The sequence below is a fragment of the Shewanella ulleungensis genome (assembly GCF_014648315.1).
Classification (GTDB): domain Bacteria; phylum Pseudomonadota; class Gammaproteobacteria; order Enterobacterales; family Shewanellaceae; genus Shewanella; species Shewanella ulleungensis.
The window spans coordinates 1-2,735 of sequence record NZ_BMQW01000025.1 but is presented as its reverse complement, the minus strand read 5'-3'; the positions used below and the strand labels follow the sequence as shown (position 1 = coordinate 2,735).

The window sequence follows — 2,735 nt, the reverse complement described above, 5'->3', positions numbered from 1 at the left end:
TCTGTATCGAGTGAATACTCATCAATGTCTGTAGGCTAAACATTGGTGCTAATTTGCTACATAACAACAAGGATTCGAACCCCTGTTACCGCCGACTCTTTATAAACCAAAGTGGGCGATGTCCTAAACTCTATTTCTAGACGAATGGGACACAGTTGATACGTTATACTCTGTATCGAGTGAATACTCATCAATGCCTGTAGGCTAAACATTGGTGCTAATTGTCTATTTAAAGACTGTTAAGTAAGTGGTGGAGCTACACGGGATCGAACCGTGGACCTCTTCACTGCCAGCGAAGCGCTCTCCCAGCTGAGCTATAACCCCGTCTTACTTAATGCTTTGGATATGCTACTAGAAAAAATCTAACATCATGTCTCAACTGCGAGGCGCATTCTATGCAGCATACCCAAAAGTGTCAACTCGTTTTTTAGGAATTTATTCTATCTGCTACAAATTCAATCGCTTTGGATATTCTTTGTGCAGATCTTTCTTTTCCGATTAAGAACAAGGTTAAATCTAACCCAGGAGACTGGCCCGCACCTGTAACGGCGACGCGTAACGGCATACCGACTTTACCCATACCTACATCAAGTTCAGCCGCTGTCGCTTCAATGACCTGATGAATAGCTTCAACACTCCATTCATTAAGCGTAGCTAATTTTTGATTGAATAACGTCAACGGTTCAAGTGCGACGCCACGTAAATGCTTTTTAGCTTGAGCTTCATCAAAGTCTGCAAAATCTTCATAAAAATAACGACTAGAGGCAGCTAATTCTTTTAATGTTTTAGCTCTCTCTGATAATGCAGTCACAATATCAGTAAGGGCAGGGCCGTTGCTGGTATCAATGTTCTGATCATCCATATGCCATTGTAGATGAGATGCAACATATGCTGGGTCAAGCGACTTAATATAGTGTTGGTTTAACCAAATTAGCTTATCAGTATTAAATGCCGAAGCGGCTTTGTTAATATCATCTAACTTAAATAGTGTTTTTAACTCGTCCATTGAAAACACTTCTTGATCGCCATGTGACCAACCTAAGCGAACAAGATAGTTTAACAATGCTTCAGGTAAATAACCGTCATCGCGGTATTGCATTACGCCTACCGCACCATGACGTTTAGATAACTTAGCTCCATCATCACCCAAAATCATTGATACATGAGCATATTCAGGAATTGGTGCACCTAATGCTTTAAGGATATTTATTTGACGTGGAGTATTGTTGATGTGATCTTCACCACGAACAACGCAAGTAATACCCATGTCCCAATCATCAACAACAACACAGAAGTTATAAGTCGGAACACCATCAGTGCGCTTAATGATCAAATCGTCGAGCATTTCATTTGAGATTTCAATACGACCACGAACATGGTCATCAAATATAACGCTCCCTTCTATAGGGTTCTTAAAACGAACCACGAAAGGCTCATTTGTATTGCGTGGAGCTAAATTACGACAACATCCGTCATATTTTTGTTGTAAGCCTTGGGCAGCTTGTTCTTCGCGCATGCTTTCAATACGTTCACGAGAACAGTAACACTTATAAGCAGTACCGTTATTAAGCATTTGGTCAATTATTTCATTATAACGGTCAAAGCGTTTAGTTTGGTAATATGGGCCTTCATCCCATGTTAGTCCTAACCAGTTCATACCATCAAGAATGGCATCACATGCTTCTTGAGTTGAACGTTCAATGTCAGTGTCTTCAATACGAAGCACAAATTCGCCATTGTTAGCACGTGCGTGCAACCATGAATAAAGTGCAGTACGAGCACCACCTACATGAAGAAATCCAGTTGGGCTTGGAGCAAAACGCGTCTTAGTAGTCATAATCGGACACTAACCTATTTATAAACGTCTAAATAAAGACAAACAAAAAAATGTGTCGCTATTCTAACAGTCAAATTCAGTAGTTGAAATGGTGAGGGGGTAAACCTGAGATAGTTTTTAAATTTTCTTAATCTATAGAGCGAAAATAATAGGCTTGAATGTATGATGGTGGGAGTCCATTTGGGTGCATGAATACAGAAGACTGCTATTGCTATTTATGAGAACGGTTAATGAATTAAAGTGTGGTCATGAATATAAATAATCTATGGCAATCCATTGATTAACAAAGCATCAAAGCGAACAATTTTAGGACGACTGACATTTTTTTAATTAAAAAGCGTTGACAGGTTTTACTTGCCCCCTATAATACGGCCCCACACAGCATGAGGTCGCTTAGCTCAGCTGGGAGAGCACCTCCCTTACAAGGAGGGGGTCACTGGTTCGAGCCCAGTAGCGACCACCATATCTTCATTGATGAAGATATCTTATGTTGATTACATCCCAGGTCGCTTAGCTCAGCTGGGAGAGCACCTCCCTTACAAGGAGGGGGTCACTGGTTCGAGCCCAGTAGCGACCACCATGTAATCTTATTAATATGATGTGTAGAGTCCCAGGTCGCTTAGCTCAGCTGGGAGAGCACCTCCCTTACAAGGAGGGGGTCACTGGTTCGAGCCCAGTAGCGACCACCATTTCTCTAATAGAATGTGTTGGACTCAATGTAAAATATCCCAGGTCGCTTAGCTCAGCTGGGAGAGCACCTCCCTTACAAGGAGGGGGTCACTGGTTCGAGCCCAGTAGCGACCACCATATTTTACTTGTTTTATAGATTGATATTCCCAGGTCGCTTAGCTCAGCTGGGAGAGCACCTCCCTTACAAGGAGGGGGTCACTGGTTCGAG

The 2,735-nt window shown here is 42.0% G+C and carries 1 protein-coding gene and 5 tRNA genes; 4 read left to right on the top strand and 2 right to left on the bottom strand.

The window, feature by feature from the left end:
- Nucleotides 1–248: 248 nt before the first annotated feature.
- A tRNA-Ala gene (locus tag IEY40_RS20020) sits at nt 249–324 on the bottom strand.
- A 103-nt stretch (nt 325–427) separates the two neighbouring features.
- Nucleotides 428–1,837, bottom strand: coding sequence for a glutamate--tRNA ligase (gltX, locus tag IEY40_RS20015; protein ID WP_188959341.1), 1,410 nt, complete (start codon nt 1,835–1,837; stop codon nt 428–430).
- A 387-nt stretch (nt 1,838–2,224) separates the two neighbouring features.
- On the opposite strand from gltX, the gene IEY40_RS20010 reads away from it, so the two are divergent.
- The 4 genes from IEY40_RS20010 (at nt 2,225) to IEY40_RS19995 (ending at nt 2,644) form a co-directional block, all read left to right on the top strand.
- Nucleotides 2,225–2,300 (top strand) — tRNA-Val (locus tag IEY40_RS20010).
- Between the two features lie 41 nt (nt 2,301–2,341).
- A tRNA-Val gene (locus IEY40_RS20005) sits at nt 2,342–2,417 on the top strand.
- 33 nt (nt 2,418–2,450) lie between these two features.
- Nucleotides 2,451–2,526 (top strand) — tRNA-Val (locus IEY40_RS20000).
- A gap of 42 nt (nt 2,527–2,568) precedes the next feature.
- Nucleotides 2,569–2,644 (top strand) — tRNA-Val (locus IEY40_RS19995).
- Nucleotides 2,645–2,735 lie beyond the last annotated feature (91 nt).